Source organism: Fervidobacterium pennivorans, from assembly GCF_001644665.1.
Taxonomy (GTDB): Bacteria; Thermotogota; Thermotogae; order Thermotogales; family Fervidobacteriaceae; genus Fervidobacterium; species Fervidobacterium ngatamarikiense.
Genome location: NZ_CP011393.1, coordinates 1671334 through 1691006, shown reverse-complemented (window position 1 = coordinate 1691006; position 19673 = coordinate 1671334). Strand labels below are relative to the sequence as shown.

The 19673-nt window shown below is 39.9% G+C and carries 18 protein-coding genes; 6 read left to right on the top strand and 12 right to left on the bottom strand.

Features of this window, described 5'->3' with window-relative positions; all coding sequences use genetic code 11:
* Window positions 1–2: 2 nt before the first annotated feature.
* The 5 genes from uvrA to JM64_RS07795 are packed head-to-tail and all read left to right on the top strand — an operon-like array spanning window position 3 to window position 5510.
* A complete protein-coding gene (gene uvrA, locus JM64_RS07815) occupies window positions 3–2816 on the top strand; it encodes an excinuclease ABC subunit UvrA (RefSeq protein ID WP_064012159.1) in 2814 nt (937 codons plus the stop codon).
* Entirely contained in the window at window positions 2813–3439 is a 627-nt protein-coding gene (gene rdgB / locus JM64_RS07810; RefSeq protein ID WP_082868356.1) for an RdgB/HAM1 family non-canonical purine NTP pyrophosphatase, read from the top strand. Before uvrA ends, rdgB begins: the two co-directional genes overlap by 4 nt.
* Window positions 3436–4632 carry an imidazolonepropionase gene (hutI, locus tag JM64_RS07805; protein ID WP_064012158.1) on the top strand — a complete coding sequence of 399 codons (1197 nt, stop codon included), beginning with the start codon at window positions 3436–3438 and terminating at the stop codon, window positions 4630–4632. The genes rdgB and hutI overlap by 4 nt, the downstream gene beginning before the upstream one ends.
* Window positions 4633–4635: 3 nt before the next feature.
* Window positions 4636–5034, top strand: coding sequence for a NusG domain II-containing protein (locus tag JM64_RS07800; protein ID WP_064012157.1), 399 nt, complete (start codon window positions 4636–4638; stop codon window positions 5032–5034).
* Window positions 5028–5510: a Gx transporter family protein gene (locus JM64_RS07795; protein ID WP_064012156.1), complete on the top strand. Its 483-nt coding sequence runs from the start codon at window positions 5028–5030 to the stop codon at window positions 5508–5510. The genes JM64_RS07800 and JM64_RS07795 overlap by 7 nt, the downstream gene beginning before the upstream one ends.
* Window positions 5511–5613: 103 nt before the next feature.
* Here the strand turns inward: JM64_RS07795 and JM64_RS10085 are convergent, their stop codons facing one another.
* Complete coding sequence (locus JM64_RS10085; RefSeq protein WP_231882332.1) at window positions 5614–5814, bottom strand: IS1/IS1595 family N-terminal zinc-binding domain-containing protein; 201 nt, start codon at window positions 5812–5814, stop codon at window positions 5614–5616.
* A gap of 116 nt (window positions 5815–5930) precedes the next feature.
* On the bottom strand, window positions 5931–6881 hold the full coding sequence (locus tag JM64_RS10080) for a DDE-type integrase/transposase/recombinase (RefSeq protein WP_064012155.1): 951 nt from the start codon (window positions 6879–6881) through the stop codon (window positions 5931–5933).
* A 127-nt stretch (window positions 6882–7008) separates the two neighbouring features.
* Here JM64_RS10080 and JM64_RS07785 point away from each other — a divergent pair, with 127 nt between their 5' ends.
* Window positions 7009–8322 carry a GH1 family beta-glucosidase gene (locus tag JM64_RS07785; protein ID WP_082868409.1) on the top strand — a complete coding sequence of 438 codons (1314 nt, stop codon included), beginning with the start codon at window positions 7009–7011 and terminating at the stop codon, window positions 8320–8322.
* A 59-nt stretch (window positions 8323–8381) separates the two neighbouring features.
* Here JM64_RS07785 and fliY read toward each other — a convergent pair whose 3' ends face one another.
* Genes fliY through JM64_RS07735 form a run of 10 tightly spaced genes read right to left on the bottom strand, consistent with a single transcriptional unit; the run spans window position 8382 to window position 19623 of the window.
* Complete coding sequence (fliY, locus tag JM64_RS07780; protein WP_064012153.1) at window positions 8382–9482, bottom strand: flagellar motor switch phosphatase FliY; 1101 nt, start codon at window positions 9480–9482, stop codon at window positions 8382–8384.
* Between the two features lie 2 nt (window positions 9483–9484).
* Window positions 9485–10480 carry a flagellar motor switch protein FliM gene (fliM, locus tag JM64_RS07775; protein WP_064012152.1) on the bottom strand — a complete coding sequence of 332 codons (996 nt, stop codon included), beginning with the start codon at window positions 10478–10480 and terminating at the stop codon, window positions 9485–9487.
* Between the two features lie 36 nt (window positions 10481–10516).
* On the bottom strand, window positions 10517–11041 hold the full coding sequence (locus JM64_RS07770; protein WP_064012151.1) for a flagellar basal body-associated FliL family protein: 525 nt from the start codon (window positions 11039–11041) through the stop codon (window positions 10517–10519).
* A gap of 29 nt (window positions 11042–11070) precedes the next feature.
* Window positions 11071–11943, bottom strand: coding sequence for a flagellar motor protein MotB (locus JM64_RS07765; RefSeq protein ID WP_064012150.1), 873 nt, complete (start codon window positions 11941–11943; stop codon window positions 11071–11073).
* Window positions 11943–12731 carry a motility protein A gene (locus tag JM64_RS07760; RefSeq protein WP_064012149.1) on the bottom strand — a complete coding sequence of 263 codons (789 nt, stop codon included), beginning with the start codon at window positions 12729–12731 and terminating at the stop codon, window positions 11943–11945. The genes JM64_RS07765 and JM64_RS07760 overlap by 1 nt, the downstream gene beginning before the upstream one ends.
* Window positions 12731–12934 (bottom strand): flagellar FlbD family protein, encoded by a 204-nt coding sequence (locus tag JM64_RS07755; RefSeq protein WP_064012148.1) that lies wholly within the window; start codon window positions 12932–12934, stop codon window positions 12731–12733. The genes JM64_RS07760 and JM64_RS07755 overlap by 1 nt, the downstream gene beginning before the upstream one ends.
* Before the next feature lie 38 nt (window positions 12935–12972).
* Window positions 12973–15288, bottom strand: a complete 2316-nt coding sequence (locus JM64_RS07750; protein ID WP_064012147.1) for a flagellar hook-basal body complex protein — start codon at window positions 15286–15288, stop codon at window positions 12973–12975.
* A gap of 12 nt (window positions 15289–15300) precedes the next feature.
* The gene (locus JM64_RS07745) at window positions 15301–15957 is read right to left on the bottom strand and encodes a flagellar hook assembly protein FlgD (RefSeq protein WP_082868355.1); all 657 of its coding nucleotides are present in this window, start codon (window positions 15955–15957) and stop codon (window positions 15301–15303) included.
* Window positions 15929–18685 (bottom strand): flagellar hook-length control protein FliK, encoded by a 2757-nt coding sequence (locus JM64_RS07740; RefSeq protein WP_064012146.1) that lies wholly within the window; start codon window positions 18683–18685, stop codon window positions 15929–15931. The genes JM64_RS07745 and JM64_RS07740 overlap by 29 nt, the downstream gene beginning before the upstream one ends.
* Complete coding sequence (locus JM64_RS07735; protein WP_064012145.1) at window positions 18682–19623, bottom strand: coiled-coil domain-containing protein; 942 nt, start codon at window positions 19621–19623, stop codon at window positions 18682–18684. The genes JM64_RS07740 and JM64_RS07735 overlap by 4 nt, the downstream gene beginning before the upstream one ends.
* Window positions 19624–19673 lie beyond the last annotated feature (50 nt).

The window sequence follows — 19673 nt, the reverse complement described above, 5'->3', positions numbered from 1 at the left end:
GAATGGACAGGATAATTGTCAAAGGTGCACGTGTGCATAATTTAAAGAATATTGACGTTGAAATCCCAAAGAACAAGCTTGTTGTTATCACCGGTCTGTCCGGTTCTGGAAAAAGCTCGCTTGCGATGGATACAATCTTTATCGAAGGGCAAAGGCGTTATTTGGAAAGTCTTTCCACTTACGCAAGGCAGTTCATAGGTGAACTAAAAAAGCCAGATGTGGATAGTATCGAAGGACTTTCTCCGACTATAGCAATTGACCAAAAGAGCGTATCTCACAACCCCAGGTCAACAGTAGGAACAGTTACCGAGATTTATGACTATCTGCGCGTGTTGTACGCGCAGATAGGTGTTCCACACTGTCCTTATTGTGGCAGAGAACTTCAAAGAATGTCAGTGGATGAAATTATAATACACGTCCAAAAGCATTTTCAAAACAAGCGTGTTATCATATTCGCACCTATCGCACGGGAAAAGAAAGGTACATTTAAAGACGAATTCGATAACTTTCTCAACAAAGGCTACACAAGGGTTGAGGTCGATGGAAAGATATATAGACTCGACGAGGTCCCAGAATTAAATAAGAATGTCAGACACACGATAAATTTAGTCATCGATAGGTTGGACCTGTCCGACACCGACACGCATAGGTTGTTCCAATCCATTGAACTTGCCCTCAAAGAGGGTAATGGTTTTGTTTTGGTAAGAACCGACGACGATGAACACCTTTATTCGGAAAAGCTTTCCTGTCTTTCCTGTGGTTTTTCAATGCCTGAGATAAATCCTAAGTTCTTTTCGTTCAACGCACCGTACGGTGCTTGCCCTGACTGCCACGGATTGGGTTTCAAACTCGAAGTTGATGAACGCACGCTTTTCGAAGAGGATATTCCCGTTACCCAAGGCTTAAGAATAGGACATAAAGCTGACGGATGGCTTCCTAGAAGAATCGAAAGAATTGTTCGAGAATACGGTGGAGACCCTTCCAAACCTTTTGAGCAACAACCCGAAGAGGTTAAAGAGGCGCTTTTATACGGAACTGAGTATTTTGAAGGATTAGTTGCCCTTGTAAAGGAACGATACGAGGAATACACTTCAGAAGAAATGCGTGAATGGATAGTTGCGAACTTTTTCGTGGAACGCACCTGTCAAACATGTAAAGGCAAAAGATTACGTCAGGAAGCTTTGAGCGTCACGATAAAGGACCTAAGCATCATCGATTTTACAGAGCTTCCTATATCAAAAGAATTGGAAATCATTAGGGCGTTGCCATCAGAACTTTCAGAAAAGCAAAGAGAAGCTGTAAAGGAGTTGTTAAACGAGATAGAGAAACGCTTAGATTTCTTGGAACAAGTTGGATTGGGTTATCTTAGCCTTTCAAGAAATGTGCGCACACTCTCGGGAGGAGAAGCCCAAAGAATCAGGCTCGCGACACAAATAGGCTCAAGACTGACTGGCGTAATCTATGTGCTCGATGAACCGACCATCGGATTGCATCAAAGAGATAACGACAGGTTGATATCTATGCTCAAAGAACTGAGAGATTTGGGAAACACCGTACTTGTCGTTGAACACGATGAAGAGGTTATACGGAGCGCGGATTACGTGGTAGATGTGGGACCTCGAGCAGGTGTAAATGGCGGGCAGATTGTTTATGCTGGAACGTTGGATGGTCTTTTGAAATGCGAAAAATCGCTTACGGGAAAGTATCTTTCTGGAAAAATGAAGATAGAGGTACCTAAGTATCGAAGAAAAGGAAACGGGAAGTTTATACGGATTGTTGGTGCAAAGCATAACAATTTGAAGAATATTACTGTTGAGTTTCCACTTGGAACTTTCATATGCGTTACCGGTGTGAGCGGTTCAGGTAAAAGTTCGTTGATTATTGACACACTTTATCCTGCTATAGCGAATAAACTTCACAAAACTCGATACGAAGTTGGGGAACACGATAGGATAGAAGGACTTGAAAATATCGACAAAATCATTGCCATCGACCAATCACCAATTGGTAGAACACCGCGTAGTAATCCTGCCACATACACCAAAGTTTTTGATGCAATTAGGGAGTTGTTCGCTATGACTCCGGAAGCGAAAGCACGTGGTTATGATAAAGGAAGGTTCAGTTTTAATGTTAAAGGTGGAAGGTGTGAAGCTTGTGGAGGACAAGGTGTTGTAAAGATTGAGATGATGTTCTTGCCGGAAGTCTACGTGGAATGTGAGGTATGTAAAGGTAAAAGGTACAACTCGGAAACTTTGGAAGTCACGTACAAAGGGAAAAATATCGCAGATGTTTTAGATATGACTGTCGATGAGGCGCTTGAATTTTTCCAAAATATTCCAGCAATTAAAGAAACGTTGCAAGTTCTATCAGACGTCGGACTCGGTTACATCAAATTAGGTCAGCCAGCAACAACGCTTTCTGGCGGAGAGGCTCAAAGAGTTAAGCTTGCTTCTGAATTAAGAAAAAAAGCTACGGGAAGAACATTGTACATATTGGACGAACCAACCGTCGGACTACACTTTGATGATGTAAAGAAGTTAATAGAAGTTCTTAATAGACTTGTCGATAAAGGAAATACCGTGATTGTTATCGAACATAATTTGGATGTTATAAAGTCTGCTGACTATATAATAGACCTAGGACCCGAGGGTGGAGATAAAGGCGGATACGTCGTTGCAACAGGCACGCCGGAAGAAGTCGCAAAAGTTGAAAGTTCATGGACTGGAAAGTACTTAAGGATGGTACTTTCAAATTCAAATGACAATACAGATACAATCCAAAATTTGTTATGCTGTGATGAGGGGGAAGCATCGTGAACGTGTTAAACAATACAGAACCTGCAAATCAAGAAAAGGTAAAAATCTACATTGCATCAAAGAACAATCACAAAATCGAAGAGATAAAACTCGTTGTCCCGGAATTTGTAGAACTTGAAACAGTGAACTGGGAGATTGATGTTGAAGAAACCGGTGAGACATTCATTGAGAATTCCATCATCAAGGCTCTCGAATATGGAAAGGAAATAGGACAGCCAGTAATAGCCGATGATTCAGGTCTTTCTATAGACGTGCTGGGTGGCTTTCCCGGTGTTATGAGTGCCAGGTATTTGGAAGGGGCAAGTTATGTTGAAAAGATGGAGAGCATCCTTCAGTTGATGAGAAATTACGAAGAACGAAGCGCAAAGTTTGTGTGTGCCGCTACGTATTTCAATCCTATTAAGAATTTCTTGATTTCTGTAGAAGGTTATGTTGAAGGAACAATCAGTCGAGAGATACGCGGGGATAAAGGTTTTGGCTATGATCCCATATTTATTCCAAAAGGCTACGATAAGACATTTGGTGAGCTTGGTGAAGAAGTGAAAAAGCACATAAGCCACAGGAGCGTGGCGTTTAAAAAGTTGTTCGAATTTCTGATGAAAGTTGGGGAGATTGTAATATGAGCAATGCAGAAAAATTTATCATCCATGCTGAAAGAATTTTGACCCCCACCTTCGAACCTCCCGTAAGAGGATTAGACATGAAAAGGGTCGAAGAATACCTTGATAAAGATATCGTTATTGAAGATGGTAAAATCAAAGACATACGTCCACATAAAAGTGCTGATATAAAAGCCAGACTCGTCACTCCCGGTCTTTTTGACGCTCATACCCACATCCCTTTCGTTGGTTCCCGCGCAAAAGAGTTTTACATGCGGGCTCGTGGGAAAACCTACCTTGAGATTTTGCAGGCTGGCGGAGGCATACATTATACTTCGACTTTAGTAAAACAAACCAGCGAAGATGAACTTTACAATGTTTCTGCTCGATATATTAAAGAATTCACAAAGCACGGTGTAGTCGGAATTGAATGCAAAAGCGGCTACGGACTAGATAAGGAAAACGAAATGAAGCAGCTGAGAGTAATAAGACGACTCAGAGATACGCTTCCAAACAAGATTATAGCTACGTTCCTCGGGTTACACGCAAGACCAAAAGATAAATCCGTTGCAGATTACATTGCCGAAATGAAAGAATTACTCAAAAATATTTCGAAAAACAACCTTGCTGATTTTGTTGATGCATTCTGCGATAAAGGTGCATACCTTCCAGAGGAGCTTGAAGAGTTCTTTAATTTTGCTAAATCACTTGGGTTTAAAGTTCGGTTGCATGCTGACGAAATAGAAAATGTTGGGGCTGCTAAGTTTGGTGCTCGACTCAATGCTGTGAGTGTTGACCATGTTTTGAAAGTTGCAAAAGAGGATATCCAAGAAATAGCAAAAAGCCAGACTATCGTTACACTAATACCAAATACGAGCTTTTATCTCGGAGAACCGTTTGCACCGGCAAGAGAACTCATCGATGCAGGTATACCAGTGGCTCTTGGCTCTGATTTCAACCCGGGCTCTTCTCCCATTTTTATGCCAAGTTTTGTTATGCACCTTGCAATAAGATTTTTGAAAATGGAACCAGAAGAAATACTAACCGCCTATACGGTTAATTCGGCATATTTACTTGGTTTCACTTCTGGAATTGTGAGACCAGGATATCCCGCAGATTTGGTGCTCTGGAAAACTTCAGAATTTCTGGACATTCCATACATGTGGCAAGAGAATTTTGTTGAGCATGTTTTTATAGATGGAAGGAAGGTCATCTAAAGCATGAAGGAAAGAAAATTCTTAAAGCCAAGTGATATTATTTTTGTCACAGTTGCAATTGTTTTTGGAATAGGTTGGTATTTTTTTCAATTTACGTATGAAAATGGTAATGTTTCAAGTCAGAAAACAATTTTTGTGAGAATCCAGGGTGAGGAGATATTGAAGGTCAAAGAACCTGGCGAATTTATAATAAGAAACCAAGAGGGAAAGTACATAACAACACTACATTTCGACGGAAACAAAGTTTGGGTTACCGATTCGAATTGTCCCGATAAAATTTGCGAAAAGACAGGGAAGATAGGACCAGGAGGGAGTATAATTTGCGTACCAAACAGAATGATAATAGAGTTCAAGACAGACGAGAAAAAAGGAGAGAAAAAAATAGACGTGGAAACGTGGTAATTTTCGGGATAATGATAGCGTTGAGTAGTGTGGCGTACGTTGTTGAAGGGTTAATACCATTTCCTGTTCCAGGAGGCAAGTGGGGTTTTTCAAATTTCTTAGTGTTGTACATGTCTGTTTTTTCTGGTCTTTCAGACGCTGTACTTCTTGCCGTCTCTAAGTCTTTACTTGGTTCTATTCTTTCTGGCACCATATTTACTCCAGGTTTTTTCATGGGTTTTTTCGGCAGTGTGGCAGCTGCGATAGTTCAAAGCTTTCTCTCAAGGTTTAACTTCTTAAGTGTATTCGGAATAAGCCTTCTGGGAATGGTAACAAACAATTTGGTGCAGTTTGTTATAGGTAGTTTCTTAATTGGTTCAAATGCTATTTTCATCTTCCTACCATTGGTGATGACGTTAGGTACGTTCAGTGCATTTGCAAATGCTTTTTTGGCTGTGAAAACACATGATATTGCGGAAGATTTCGAACTAAGATAGTGTTAACTCGTAGCGAGATAGTGTTAACTTGTAGTGATGAAAGAGTGTAAGCGTGGAAGAATGAGATTGATATTACCATTGTGAGTTTTTCAAAGATTCTTCACTACACAAAGACCTTAGACCTATCACAAGAAGTGCATTTGGGATAAGGGAAAGGGAAGTTTTTGCGTTTGTGAGAATGGGAAAGTTTGAAAGAATGATGGCAGAGTTTGCAAAGGAATTGTTGGTTACCGTATTTGTCATGACCGTTTTTGTACAAGCTGGTGGAACCGCATTTTGCACAAGAGAGCGTTGAGTTGTTCATATCGGGATACCTCCTTTGTCGAGAGTTGGTTGGGTGGGTGCCCTCTCTTTAAAGGATAATGCGGTTTTTGGAAAGTTTCAATACTTTTAGTTAACATTATCGAACTAAAGATAGTGTTAACTTGTAGTGATGAAAGAGTGTAAGTGTGAAAGAATGCAATTGATATTGCCATTGTGTGTTTTCCAAAGATTCTTCACTACACAAAAGCCTTGAATGTATTTTGCTAAATTCTTCGTATTCTTCAGCCCTCGCTTGAGTCGGAAAAAGTCTTTCAACAATGAAAACTTAGATTCACATTGATTGTTTTTACCGAGCGGTACCACTACGTGATTGATATTTCTGAACAACAGCTTTACTGCACTTTCATATGCACCAAGTCCATCAGTAATAAGTTCAATGCTTTTAGGTTCTAAATTACCAAAGAACTTCTCGAGCAATACTTTGACTTGTCCCATATCACGGTACTTTGAGACATGCCAACAAAGGATAAAGTTAGTTTCATGATCGACTAATAGCCAAACATAGTACTTTTGTTCTTTGAACACAAGAACAGTTTCATCAGCATGAACTGAGAAAACATTTTCGATGGTAAATGTTGGGAAAAGTACAGAGAATAAAGTACACAATCTAATAACCCATTTGTATATGGTGACATGAGATACTTTGATATTAAGAGAATGAGCAAGAGAGCGATAAGACATATTGTGTTTCATATACAAAACGAAAGCTTTTAAGATGAAGTAGATAGGGAAGCGGAAATATTTAAATTTCTCAGGAATAAGGGTGACTGGTTCGGGGAGGTTAAAAGGTACTCTATCTTTGGTACGACAAGCTCTACAACGGAAGACAACGAAAGAGCGACGGACTTTGTGAATTTCCATAGCTTTACCACAAGAAGAGCATTTGGGATATGGGAAAGGAAAGTTTTTGCGTTTTTGAGAATGGGAAAGTTTGAAGGAATGATGGCAGAGTTTGCAAAGGAATTGTTGGTTACCGTATTTGTCGTGACCGTTTTTGTATAGGCTGGTGGAACCGCATTTTGGACAAGAGAGTGTTGAGTTGTTCATATCGGGATACCTCCTTTGTCGAGAGTTGGTTGGGGGGTGTCCCCTCTTTATAAGGATAATGCGGTTTTTGGAAAGTTTCAATACTTTTAGTTAACATTATCGAACTAAACCAGGGGGTGAAAAAATGATAAGAAGGTCCGATTTTCCAAAAGATTTTATCTTCGGAACGGCTACAGCAGCATACCAGATTGAAGGTGCAGCAAACGAAGATGGCAGAGGACCATCAATTTGGGATGTCTTTTCACACACGCCTGGCAAAACCTTGAACGGTGACACAGGAGACGTTGCGTGTGACCATTACCACCGATACAAGGAAGATATCCAGCTGATGAAAGGAATAGGGTTGGACGCTTACAGATTCTCTATCTCCTGGCCCAGAATTATGCCAGATGGGAAGAACATCAACCAAAAGGGTGTGGATTTCTACAACAGACTCGTTGATGAGCTTTTGAAGAATGATATCATACCATTCGTAACACTCTATCACTGGGACTTACCCTACGCACTTTATGAAAAAGGTGGATGGCTTAACCCAGATATAGCGCTTTATTTCAGAGCATACGCAACGTTTATGTTCAACGAACTCGGTGATCGTGTGAAACATTGGATTACACTGAACGAACCATGGTGTTCTTCTTTCTTGGGTTATTACACGGGAGAGCATGCCCCGGGTCATCAAAATTTACAAGAAGCGATAATCGCGGCACACAACCTGTTAAGGGCACATGGACATGCCGTTCAGGCGTTCAGGGAAGAAGTAAAAGATGGAAAAGTTGGCTTAACCAACGTTGTGATGAAAATAGAACCGGGCGATGCAAAACCCGAAAGTTTCTTGGTCGCAAGTCTTGTTGATAAGTTTGTTAATGCATGGTTCCATGACCCTGTTGTTTTCGGAAAATATCCCGAAGAAGCAGTTGCACTTTATACGGAAAAAGGGTTGCAAGTTCCCGATAGCGATATGAATATTATTTCGACTCCTATAGACTTCTTTGGTGTGAATTATTACACAAGAACACTTGTTGTTTTTGATATGAACAATCCTCTTGGATTTTCGTATGTTCAGGGAGACCTTCCCAAAACGGAGATGGGATGGGAAATCTACCCGCAGGGATTATTTGATATGCTGGTCTATCTGAAGGAAAGATATAAACTACCACTTTATATCACAGAGAACGGGATGGCTGGACCTGATAAATTGGAAAACGGAAGAGTTCATGATAATTACCGAATTGAATATTTGGAAAAGCACTTTGAAAAAGCACTTGAAGCAATCAATGCAGGTGTTGATTTGAAAGGTTACTTCATTTGGTCTTTGATGGACAACTTCGAATGGGCGTACGGATACTCAAAACGTTTCGGTATAATCTACGTAGATTACAATACGCAAAAAAGGATATTGAAAGATTCAGCGTTGTGGTTGAAGGAATTTCTAAAATCTTAAAAGTTCGAAAGAAAAGAAGCCCCGGAAGGGGCTTCTTTTGTTAGATGGGCTTAATGTTCTTATTTTAAGCTGTAAAGCCTTTCCTTAGGATTCACTATCTCTGTAATACGCACACCAAAATTTTCATCGATGACAACAACTTCTCCACGTGCAATCAATTTGTTGTTTACGTAAATATCAACAGGTTCTCCCGTAAGTTTATCCAGTTCTATTAGAGACCCCACGCCAAGTTCCATAATTTCTTTCAAAGTGAGCTTCGTACGTCCGAGTTCTACGGTAACATTTAACGGCACATCAAATAGCAACTGGAGTCTTTCATCCAAAATTTGTGGTTTTTCGGATGGTTGTTGGGTTCTGCCGAAATCTTCAAATTGGACAGGTCTTGCTGCAACCGTTTGCTTTTCTTCTCTCTTTGGAGTAGGTGGAACAAAACTCGTAGGTTTTGAAGCGGAAGTTTGAGCTGACTCTGGAGCTCGTGCACTTGCTTGCTTTTGCTCTACAGTCGGTGTGCCGAATATTAATTCATATAGTTTTTTGACAAATGAAATAGGCATTGCCAAAAAGAACTTCGCAGGTTGTAAGCCTTCGATAGTCATTGTAAAAGTTGCTTTTGCAACTTTGTCGTTTTCATCACCTATAGGTGGGAATTTCACGCTCTCGTCATCGAAGTTCAGAATCTCCGTCGTTGGTGGAGTAATACTAACGGGTTTTTTTATCATATCGGAAAGTGAAGTAGCAGCCGAACCCATCATCTGGTTCATGGCTTCACCAACGGCACTGAGTTTGAACTCGTCAAGTTCATCACTCTCTGGCTTACCAAGACCGCCCATCATTATATCAGCGAGTTCAGCTGCTAACTGTTTTTCAATAACCAGCGCATTTAAGCCCTCAACTTCGCCTTCAAAGTGTATCGTTACACAAACCTTCTCGCCGCTTATACCTTTTCTTAGTTCGCGAAGTGTCATAACTTCAACTTCTGGTGTTGAAATGTCTACTTTTCTACCCAGAATGTTAGACAGTGCAGTTGCACCTGCACCAAGAATTATATTTCCAACTTCGCCGACCATTGATATTTCAATATCTGAAAGTTCCTCATCTTGCACAACTTGTTTAAGTAAAGCATCCAATTCTTCTTGGCTTAGGAAGTCATCAGCTATCATGCCTATTCACCTTCCTCTTTAGGTTCTTCTATCACTTCGGTAATCTTTACAGCATAGTTCCCTTTGTACTGACCAGGTTTACCTAGGAATTTTGTACGACCGTTTACTTCTACTCTTATCGGTTCGTCGTAGTGTTCTTTCAATCTTATCACGTCGCCTACCTCAAGTGTTAAAATTTCACCTAAGGTTAGCTCAGTTTCTCCAATAATTGCGATAACATCTATCTTTGTTCTTTGCAAGTTTTCTTTGAGCTTCTCGATATGCTCTTCCGTTATTTCTTTTTGCTTGACTTTGAACCAACTCTGTGTTGTGAGCTTTTCTCCTATCGGCTCTATAACAGAAGATGGCCAGCAAAGGCTCATGTAACCCTCCACTTTTCCGAAACTCACAAAAAATGTGATTGCTAAAACCATCTCGCTACTTGGGACTATTTGGACGAATTGTGGGTTTGTTTCTGTGGATTCAACAACAGGGATAAACGGGTGAACAGACATCCAAGCTTGAGAAAGTGCGGTAAGTAAATTTACAACCTCTTTCTTAATTATCCCCATTTCGATTTCTGTTGGAATTCTTTTGACATCACCAGGTTCACCAGGTCCACCAAGTAGAACATCCAAAACCCCATAAAATATTTCTAAGCTCATGTTGAATATTGCGCTACCTACCAATTCTCTTGCCGTGAATATGGTTATGAACGACGGGTTACCTATGGATTTCATGTATTCATCATAGGTAAGTTGGTCTATACCAACAACGTTTACTGAGGTGAAGGATCTCAATTTACCTGATAAATACGTAGATACACTTCGTGCAAAGTTTTCATGTATCATCTGAACAGTTCGAATTTGTTCTTTCGAAAATTTTTGAGGGCGCAAAAAATCATATGTGCGAACCTTTTTCTCTTCGCCCTCTTTTTTCACTTCCTCTATATTAACTTCTCCCTGCGAAAGTGCCGCCAACAATCGGTCTATTTCTTCTTGGCTCAGTACATCCGGCAAAACTAACAACCTCCCATGAAAGGGATTGTGATATTGTTACTGGACAGTACTTATCGCTTTTATGTATATATAAACATTTAAAACCCCAAGTTTTTCTTTCTCGCCAGTAAATCCGGTAATCTCATTCACAGCTTCCCTGATTTGCTTTTTTAATAAGTCTAAACCCGCTGGAGTTACGAGGGCAAACCGCTCTTTGCTCAAGAATATCGTAGCAAGTGCGTCCATTATTTCATCGTTTTTTTCAGCTACAGCTGCTCTGCAAGGTTCACTACCGACAAGCAAGGTTAAAGAATCGACAACCGCAACATCTCTTCCACCTTTAAGCATGAAGGTTTGATACTTACCTTGAGCAATAACAACTGCCTTTATCTGGACCGGCGCCGCAGCAGTTGCTTCTTCTTCCTTAGGCTGGCTTGGTTGCTTATTCGAACCAAGCATGAAGAAAACAACCAAACTTACAACAAGTGAAATAACTAACGGAATTACTAACATCTTTATTAAGTCCATCAAGTTACCTTTCTTCTTAGGTTGCTCTTGCTGTTGTTCAACTTCTTCAGGCATACTTCGCCCTCCTTAACTTTCTCGATTTATCAGTATCCCTTAGTTTCTCTCTTTATTACGATTTCTATTTTCCTATATTTTGCACGTGTTTGTTCAACGTCTCTATAGTATTTCTGGGTAAATTCTGCACCCTGTCTTTGGTACTCTTCTATAGATATTTTACCACTTTCGTAGTCACTTTGTAGTTTCGACATGTCGTAATCGTAATTCGCCTTTATGGATTTCAGTTCTTTGTTTACATCAACATCTCCTTTTCCTATCGGTACGAACCTATCAGGCGAATAGAAATAATCGATATCGAATAATCCAGACCTTATCTCTGCATACCTCAACGCATACCTTTTTTGCTTCAACTCCGTTAGCATGAAATTCACTACCGAAGATGCCCGAGCACTACTAAGGTGCCAGTTCGATGGATATATAGAGTCTGGAGTTGTTGGTCTGTCATCAGCATATCCTCTAACCTCAATTATGTTCGATGTATGCTCTAAAATTATAGCCCCCAGTTTCTCAATTATTTCTTTGGCTTCAGCTGTTAGTCTTGCGCTTCCTGTTTCGAAAATCTTAAAATTAGTCAGTGTGATAAGTGTTCCTTCGTCTCGTTCTTCTATTGTTACCTTACCCTGGTATTCCTCGGATATTCGTAACAGTTCCTGATAAACACCAGGCTTTGAAGATATAAGCGCTTCTTCGCTCATAGTCTGCCCACCGGTTAAGACACTTGGTGGATTTCCACTCAAAGCCAAGCTCATCCCAACTACTATCTGTTGGAATTTTCCAGGACTCAAGCTCGACATTGAGAACAATAAAACGAAGAATGTAAGGAGCAAGGTAACCATATCTCCGTAAGTATTTAACCATTCCGGTACCGATGGACAGACACACTTTTCCTTCTTTGCCATTAGGCACCAGCTCCCTGAACCTGTGCTTCGTACTTAGCTTTCTCAGCGCTTGGTAGATAGGATTTCAGTTTTTCCTCAAGTACCCTTGGATTTTCTCCAGCCTGAATAGACAACACACCTTCCAGAATCATTCTTCTCGCAAGCTCTAAATCTGCCGCACGTTTTGCTATTTTTTCGGCTACTGGAAGACCTACGATGTTAGCAAGAATAGACCCGTACAATGTGGTTATAAGTGCAACTGCCATAGAGGGACCTAATGTCTCTGGGTTGTTCAAACTTTTAAGCATCTGAATAAGCCCGACAAGAGTTCCTATCATTCCGAACGCTGGACCAAAGGTTCCAAGTGAGTCAAAGAATCCCTTCTGGTCCATCATTTCCGCTGTTGCCATCTCAATTTCTATCTCCATCATGGACCTCAAAACTTCCGGCTCTGTTCCATCAACAACCAATTGCACAGCTTTTTTTAAGAACGGATCTTGAATTTCTTCCAAATTCGCTTCAAGCGATAGTAGCCCTTCTCTTCTTGCCTTTTCTGAAAACGACACAAGCGTTCTCAGAGTTCCAACATAATCAATCTTTGGTTCTTTGATAGCGTTCATTATAACCTTAACAATACCAAAAACCACGTTCTTTTTGTTTGCAGTTATAGCAGAGGAAATAGCACCACCAACAGTAATGATAACAGATGGTATGTTGATGAATGTAGCAAAATCACCAGAACCACTTATGATACCATATATCATCATACCAAAACCTAAAATAACGCCGAGTAAAACGGTAATATCCATTATTCCTCACCTACCATCGGGGGTAAGAATATCTTCTTCTTGTATTCCATAACACGATTAACGACTTCTTGGACAGGTTCAAGCACTATGTACTTTTTCCCATTGTATAAGGTTATAGTGGTGTCCGGATTGGCTTCAATTTTTTCTATGTATTCAGCGTTCAGGTAGAACTCTTTCCCGTTCAGTCCTGTCAGTTTTATCACTTTTTTCACCCCTATGGGTTCTAGATTATTTTATCCGATTATCTTCTGAGGTTCACCACTTCTTGGAGTATTTGGTCAGCTGTTGTTATCGTTCTTGCGTTTGCCTGGAAACCTCTCTGGGCTATTATGAGTTTTGTGAACTCTTCGGAAAGGTCTACGTTGGACATTTCCAGTGCACCTGCAACAAGAGAACCAAATCCACCCTTGCCCGGCTGACCAATGCGTGCTGTCCCACTGTTCGCGCTTTCTCCATACAACGAATTGCCAAGTTCAAGGAGACCTGCTGGGTTATTGAACGTTGCAAGGGCAACCTTCCCAAGCACGTCAACCAAACCGTTGGTGAAGGAACCGATTATATCTCCGTTTTCAGAAATGGAGAACGATTCTAGAACACCTTGAGCATTCCCATCTTGTGATTTAACAAATGCGTCTGCCAAAGCAGCAAATTGCGTCATACTGTTCATATCGAGCTTGATTTTTACAATCCCATCACCATTTTCGCCTGCGTTGAACATGATTGCATCAATGTTTTCTCCCTCTGAGATTCGCCCAGTGTTTGGATCAAAGGAATTAACACCGAGTAGTCTTCCTGTTTTATCGAACCTCAATACTCCAAAGCTACCACCGGTAATCTCTGTTCCTGTATCGTAGTTTGAAAGGTATTTTATATTCTCCCCGGTTGCACTTCTAATTCTGAACGCCCAAACATTCTCTTTATCACCGTAAACTGATGCTAGCTTGACAAAATCGATGTACAACGTGTATGGATTTCCAAGAGAATCGTAAACCTGGGTTGATGTTGTGTAGAATGGTGACTTGAACGAAACAACAGAGAAGTTGGTTGGATTATCCGCTTCGTAGAACCTTGGTTCACCGGCACCAGGGATAGTTAGCTGGTCAACTTTCGATGGCTGATAAACAACGTCTTGATATGAATTCCCACTTAAAAGATTTGCATCGTATACCGTGTTGTCACCATTAATCAATAGAACATTATAAGTGCCAATCGCATTACCGGTTACTGAATCTCTAATCACTCTTACGACCCCATATTTTCCCTGTGTATATTCAAAGCTTATTTTACCATTCCCACCATCGTCAACTGCTGTCACAACTTCTGAACCAAGTGTCTTTCCATTGACAACTACTCGCACTCTGTATTGTCTACCCGCGACAAGATTTGCACTTGTTAAACTCTGTGTTCCTGCACTGTTTATGTCTTGCGGACTAATTCCAGTAACTAATGTTCCATCAAGGTTTTCAATAACATATTGAACTGTATAGTTCCTTGTAAGTTGGCCTGCAGTGGTTGATGCAACGTTTGCACTATCAAGTTCTAAATCAAGTGGAGCAACTTCTTGGGTAGAAGCTGCTATTTCCACAAAGTAAGTTTGCCCATCAACAAGTTTTTCACTTGAGATAGCCTCTGTGACGCTTCCATTGAGCACGTTTCGAGAAAGCGTATCAACTATCCTTCCTTGGCTATCTCTTATAATGAACAAGTAATTTCCATCTTGTTGTTGAATAGGTTCTGTAAGTGTAATAGCACCACTTGAAGCTGTTCCGGAAAGTTTTTGTTTAATGGCACCAGCACTTACAACATTCCCAAATTTGTCGAATTTTATGTATATCTTTCCATCAATCTTATCGTCCAAGTTCGCATCTATCTTACCAAGATATATTTGATAATCACTGAACGTATCCTGGAGTCCTCCGAAGTCTCTTTCGAATGTAACCTTTGTGTTGATTGTCCTGCCACCGTATCCATTTATCGCAATAACAAACTTTTCAGGTCCCACCCTTGCATCAAGGTTCCCTGCCAATGTCATTCTCGATGTTTGTTTCGCTGCCATGCTGAGACCTGCTGATATTTGGATACTGCCTATTGGTTTGTTGGTGTCGACATACCTTCTTCCGCTTGTGGGGTCTACTTCTGCAACCCATCCTTGGAGTTTCAAACCTGTTGTTGGCTGGACAATGGTTCCATTGAGGTCCAAGTCAAAGTTACCTGCCCTTGTGTAAAAATATCTCTGACCATTGGAGAGGATAAAAAATCCTTCACCTTGGATTGCCAAATCTGTCTTCTTTCCAGTGTTTTGGAAACTACCTTGGTTCATTATCTTGTCAATGGATGCAACACGTATACCGTACCCAATTTGTTTTGGGTTCGTTCCACCTGTTCTATCGGTTGCCCTTCTGGACATATCAAGAATCTGAGAAAAGTTAGTCGCATAGGTGACTCTTGCACCTTTGAAACCTATCGTATTAACGTTCGCAATGTTGTTGCTTACAACGTCAATCTCTTGCTGGAAGCCCTGAAGTCCAGAAACACCACTGTAAAGAGACCTCATCATATATCCTCACCCCTACGCATAGATTTCTGATATTTCTGAAATTTCGTATATCTTGCTATTTACAACAACGTTGATTCTACTTCCATCAAACTGGACACCTGAAACCACGCCACTTTCAACACTTGGAATTTCTTCGTAATCTCCGTTACCTGTCAGCTTAAGTATTTTAAAAGTGTATTTTCCATCCTTTACCTTTATTCCGTTCTCACCTTTCCCATCCCATGCAATCAGTTGCATTCCAGCATCAACGTTTCCTAGCTTTTGTTCTTTTATAAGCTTACCGTTTTGGTCGAAAATTCTAACAACTATCGTTGCTGGAGCGTCCAATTTGAAGACCTTTGTTTCCGGAACCCCGTTTGACACTGTGATTGTGTTTGTCTTGACAACAGCAGTCTTTCCTATCATGGAAACTGCTTGTGTTCTATAAAGCTGAGCAGCAGTATCTACGAATTGTTGGACCGATTTACTCATGTTCATTATCTGTTCGAGGGATGAAAGTTGAGACATTTGGGCTATGAAATCCCTATCTTTCATTGGTTCAAGGGGGTCTTGGTTTTTAAGCTGTGTAATAAGCAATCTCAAAAAGGCTTCTTTGTCCATGTCTTTTTTTGTTGTTCTTTCAGTCACTTTAGAGAATAAATTAGCCGTTGCGTTTACGTTCATTATCATCTTCCATCACCTCTTCACTGAATGCCTTTCTTTTATTTTCATGATTTTGTTCTCCATGTTTTTGGTTTTGCTGGTTCTGGTAGTGTCTTGCGTCTTCGTGATAGCTACTTTCTTCTTTCATCTTCACTTCCATGTTCCTCACATCGAAATCTAAAGCTGTTAATCTATCTCTCAGTATGCCGATGTTTTTCTCGAGTAACTCTTTGCTTTTCTCGTTTTCCGCAACAAAGACGATGGTTATCGCTTTTCCTTCTTTTCTGAGTTCAACATCGATGTTTCCCAGTTGCTCAGGATATAGTTTCATCCTTACGTTTTCTTCCAATCTATTCGAGAATCCGAAATCTCTAATTTTTTTATAAATTTCTTCGAGGTTCTGGGAATGCTGTAAACGTTCTACAAGTTCGAACCTGTTATTAGTTTGGTAGGTCTGATCGGTTTTAGCCTCAGATGATTTGTAAGTCAACTCTGCAAGTCTTTCTAAGAACTTGTTTGAGATATTTGGGCGTTCTTGAAATTCTTCTTTCTTACTTTCTTCTTTCATCTTGTACTCAATTTCGAATGACTTTATTTCTAATTTATTCTTCGACGCCTGGGCTATTCCATTCCTAAACTCTCGAGCATCGTATTCTTCCTTAGCTAAGCTTTCTGTATTTCGGGAATCACTTTGCCAGTCACTATGAACTTGCTCTACCACATCTTTTTCAATCTTCGATTGAAACACGTTTGTAAGGAGCGTTTTATCCCCAACTTTTAAAGAATTTTCGCTGTCGATGCTTTCAATGTTCTCCATGGTTTGGTTGTCGTATATTTTAGGTTTTTCTGCTACAATATTTTTAACAAGTTCAGCTGCGAAAATCATCTGACCATTGGTGAGCTTTGGGTCAGCTGAGTTTACCGTTTCTACAACTGGGGCTTTTTCATTTTTGTTTTCCAAATCACCAATCGTTCGTAAGTGCTCAGAAGTGATTACCTTTATGGAATTAATCATTTGCAGGATGTTATCATCTACACCTTTATTAGAGCTCTTCTTGCTACTATTATCATTCAAAACTTTCTGTGAATTTGTTTGAACTATTGGGAAAGATAATACCTCTTGTGAACTGACTTTTTGCGTTCTTTCAGAATATCCTTTTTCAACAACGGTCAGTGGTATATCGGCTTGAATCTGAAATGTGAAATTCTTCTTTTGCTCTGTCTGAACCTGGACTATTTGATGAAAACTTAGAGCGTTTTGTCCAGCATGGTTTACGTTTGATAAACTCGCGCTGACTGCTTGTTGTTTTTGGATAATACGTGAAATCTCAACAGTAAGAGCGTTAAGTATCTGTGATTTGTTACTCAAATCAGTTCTAAAGTTATCTTTATTAGTTGTTACTATAGTTGTAACTCTGTTCGGGATTCCAACCTCTCTTTTTTCTCTTTCCTCGGTCCCTGCATCAACGAACTTAGCTCCAGACCTCAATGAATCTTTTTGAATATTCGCTCCAGGTATGTTTTGAGGATTATTAACCACCATCCCAGAACTTGAACTTTGAAAAGCTAAGCCTTTCAAAACATTTTTTGTTTCCATCGATTCGTTCTCAACACCGAAATTTTGGTGAATATTTAATGTTTTGTTGCCATCCTTTGAAGTGTTTGGAACATTGTTGGCATTGTTACCCTTTGCTTCAGCTGTGTTTTCGATTACCTGCTGCGGTTGTTTTGATTGCAGAGCTTGGTATGATTTCACATCTTGGAAGGCTCTTGATGCTTGAGACTGAGATGATATACGCCATTCGTTATACGTTTTGCTATTAGGCGATTGTTCACTCAATTGACTAACTTGCCTTTTCCCAGTTAGTTCCCCTGTCGATTTACTTGCTCGAATTGACAGGTCTGGTTGGTTTGGTTGTAGAGAACTGTTTGGTTTAGTTGTTTGTTCTTGTTTGTTTGATGCTATAGTTGGTTCTACAAGGGCATTTTCAGTGCTGAACGTCTTTTGTAAGTTAGAGAGATATTCAGTACCGTCGTGAACAATAGCATTTTCCTTTCCATTGTTGTTTTGAATTTTCGCACTGGCATCCACAACGGTAATTTTCTTTTCATTTTCTTTTGGAACATTCGGAGAGAATTTTTCTATAAACTTTTGTTTTAGTTCTGAAGCCGTTTCTTTGTTCTCTTTGTTGAGAACAAGAGACTCATTGTTTTCTTGCGTACCTCTTATAACTTCCGCATTCTCCGTCACAGTCAGTGTAGTATCTCCATAATCCTGTGTGCTTTTCTTTGAATCATCATAACTTGCTTCCACAATTGCTTCTGCTGGCTTCAAACTGTCCAGTGGCTTATCCTCTTCATGTTTAGTCATTAACTGTGTTTTGTTTAGCAATTTAAAATTGTCCTTTTCTATTTCTGCTTCTTTCAATTCTCCTTTTACATTATCAAGCCCTCTTTCAATTCCATCACCGGCAGTTATTTCTTTAACCTTTCTTTCGCTTAGACCGTCCACATTTTTAAGCGCTTCTTCCGACCTTTTTACATCCTGTTTTGGTAGTCCGTTTGTAGATTTTTGTGTTGAACTTTCGTTGATCGGATTACTCTCTACTTTGCTTTTTGAAAGCTCTTCAATAACTCTTTGGAGAATCTTTTCAAAAGATTCTCCATTTTGGGAATTTTTGTTTATTTGAGAGAGCACATCTTGTATCTTTTCAGAATTGCCGAGAATCTTCGTAAGGTTAATCAGATCTATCAAAATCTCGCCCCCAAGTTCAATACTTCGATAAAGAGCTCTTCATTTTTGTCTTTTATATCTTTCAACAACCTGATTCGTGTCTGATCATCAACATTTGACAAGATGTAAAGCACCAAATCTGGTTTCTTGCTTATCTTTTCAACCATACTCCATATCTCTTCGTATGGCATGTCAGACAGATACGCTGAGAGTCCTTTCCTAAAACCATCAACGGTTATTATCTGAGCTTCATATGAAACCAATTCGTTTATTTTTTGCTCTAAATCTTGTATCTTGTTCTCTATGTCACTGATTATTTGGTCCACACCACCCATTTTTTCAATAACTTGAGCTGCTTTCACAGGGTTAACTGATGTAAGTTCTTGGACTAACTCTGCTCTTGTGTCCGCTGGTAGTTTGGAAAATACCAGTGCAAGCGTCTCGACAGACATGTTATCTGCATTCATCAATCTTCTAAGTTGCGCTGGTTCAGAGTTGAGGAATGTATCCACAATATCCTGTAAACGCTTCAACGTCGTAGTATCTTCGACTTTGTTAAGTTCTTCTTTTAACCTTTGTTCTTTCCAATTGTTCTCAACGGTTCTTAAAGCTTCCAAGAGCTTATCGATTTGAGCTTCTTTTTGGGCTAAGAGCCTATCTTTTTCTTCAAGTTCTTTCAATTTGGCATCTAATTGTGAAGCGTATTCTTCGTATGCTTTTTCAAAATACTCCTTTGCAGTGAAAACACTAATTGGTTCATATTGAATAAAGTTCTTTAAAAAAGGGACTTTAGAAAATAGGTAGCCAAAATAATTCCTCCATGCCTGAAAAGTAGAGGCTTGCTGACCGTATATCTGACTTACGAGAAAGGAAGAATAACCGTAAAAAAATAACAGACCCACTAAGAGTACTCCAAAGATTATGCCTAATATAATAAACAAAGCCTTTTTTGATTTCATTACTCCACCTCCAATTCAATATTTCTCTCGTTTTGTACATTTTTCCTAAG

What these genes read in the sequence shown, in the direction of transcription:
- uvrA (WP_064012159.1), top strand. Translation starts at nt 3, where the DNA reads ATGGACAGGATAATTGTCAAAGGTGCACGTGTGCATAATTTAAAGAAT.
- JM64_RS10080 (WP_064012155.1), bottom strand. Translation starts at nt 6,881, where the DNA reads ATGAACAACTCAACACTCTCTTGTCCAAAATGCGGTTCCACCAGCCTA.
- JM64_RS07800 (WP_064012157.1), top strand. Translation starts at nt 4,636, where the DNA reads ATGAAGGAAAGAAAATTCTTAAAGCCAAGTGATATTATTTTTGTCACA.
- hutI (WP_064012158.1), top strand. Translation starts at nt 3,436, where the DNA reads ATGAGCAATGCAGAAAAATTTATCATCCATGCTGAAAGAATTTTGACC.
- JM64_RS07750 (WP_064012147.1), bottom strand. Translation starts at nt 15,288, where the DNA reads ATGATGAGGTCTCTTTACAGTGGTGTTTCTGGACTTCAGGGCTTCCAG.
- fliY (WP_064012153.1), bottom strand. Translation starts at nt 9,482, where the DNA reads ATGATAGCTGATGACTTCCTAAGCCAAGAAGAATTGGATGCTTTACTT.
- JM64_RS10085 (WP_231882332.1), bottom strand. Translation starts at nt 5,814, where the DNA reads ATGAACAACTCAACGCTCTCTTGTGCAAAATGCGGTTCCACCAGCTTG.
- JM64_RS07770 (WP_064012151.1), bottom strand. Translation starts at nt 11,041, where the DNA reads ATGCCTGAAGAAGTTGAACAACAGCAAGAGCAACCTAAGAAGAAAGGT.
- JM64_RS07760 (WP_064012149.1), bottom strand. Translation starts at nt 12,731, where the DNA reads ATGGATATTACCGTTTTACTCGGCGTTATTTTAGGTTTTGGTATGATG.
- JM64_RS07735 (WP_064012145.1), bottom strand. Translation starts at nt 19,623, where the DNA reads ATGAAATCAAAAAAGGCTTTGTTTATTATATTAGGCATAATCTTTGGA.
- JM64_RS07745 (WP_082868355.1), bottom strand. Translation starts at nt 15,957, where the DNA reads ATGATAATGAACGTAAACGCAACGGCTAATTTATTCTCTAAAGTGACT.
- JM64_RS07765 (WP_064012150.1), bottom strand. Translation starts at nt 11,943, where the DNA reads ATGGCAAAGAAGGAAAAGTGTGTCTGTCCATCGGTACCGGAATGGTTA.